General features: G+C 34.6%; 1 protein-coding gene. It reads left to right on the top strand.

Translation table 11 applies throughout. The annotated features are described in order from the left end of the window. The first annotated feature begins 175 nt into the window (after positions 1-175). Positions 176-853 (top strand): DUF2057 domain-containing protein, encoded by a 678-nt coding sequence (locus AC25JC_RS17290; protein WP_180133200.1) that lies wholly within the window; start codon positions 176-178, stop codon positions 851-853. The last annotated feature ends 429 nt before the right edge of the window (positions 854-1,282 follow it).

The following is a 1,282-nucleotide window of genomic DNA, read 5'->3' as shown; positions in this document are numbered from 1 at the left end:
TGTATTTCATCCGCAGATTATGCATGAATATTTAAAATTCTTCGGTACAAATAATCAGCAAGAGACTGTTCGTTTTTTGATTTATGAAAGAGGCTTATTGTTAGATGTCATAAGATTGTCATATATGAATTGCATAGTGCATTCGAAACTAAATAATTGATAAAGAGTGATAATGATGACTTTAAGATTAACTGTTGCTGCTGCAGCGCTGATGTTAAGTAGTGCCGGATTTGCAGCTGTAACTTTGACTGTTCCGGAAGAAATTAAAATAGTTGCAGTTAATGATCAAGAAGTTACTGGTGGTTTATTTCGATCTACGGAGAAGTATAAGCTTGATGCAGGTGAAAACCTATTAACGGTACGTTATAGCGAATTTTTTCAACATGCTGATAATTCTCACGATATTTTAAAGTCAGGTGTGGCCGCTATTCGTACTCCAGCACTGATTGATGGTCAAGAGTATCGTTTGGGTCTAGTCAATGCACCAAAAGATTTTGATGCTGCGCAAAAATATAAAGACCAACCGATATTTGGTTTGTATGACAAATCTAATCAATTACTAGTTCAGCAAGCGGGGGCAAAGAAAGAACAAAAATCGATTTTCTCCAATGGTGTATTGGGTAATGCTGTAGATTTTACGAAGAAAGAAGCTGTGCCAGAAAATCAACCGGCACCTGTTTATGCACAATCCGTAGCAGTAAAGCCAACGAATGTAGTATCTCCTGTAGCGGCTTCGAAAAATGTGACTATTAATGAAAATGGGGCAGATCAACAATTAATTCAGCTTTGGCAGAAGGCTAGTAAAGCTGAACGACAAAAATTCATGAGTTGGTTGGCTGAGCAAGCAAACTAAAGCCACTTTCATAACTTCATTAGTATTCTTATAATTCGAAAAGTCCGTTGAATTACGGGCTTTTTAGATTGAAGAATATAAAAATCACCAAGAATTATAAAATTCGTCTTTCATAAAGCAAAATATACGGATATATTGATCTTTAAATAAGCAATAAATTGCTTTTAGTTTAAAAAATATACACTCAAGCGCAATATCATAGAAATTTCTATGATAGGGGCTTGTGTTTGTTTTGAAACTCTATAGAATACGCTGCATACCAACGCAGACAGTGATAAACATAAGGTTTTGAGTTGTTTGGTGTTGTTTCTTATTTGCTGACGAAGCATTAAGAAGATCATTAAGAGATTATGAAGAACAACTTGTGTGGATTTTTACTGATTGATTGATCGAAATTATTTTCATTGATTGATGGTAGAAATTACTCGA

Source organism: Acinetobacter sp. P37 (assembly GCF_057480965.1).
This window is presented reverse-complemented; position numbering and strand designations above follow the sequence as displayed.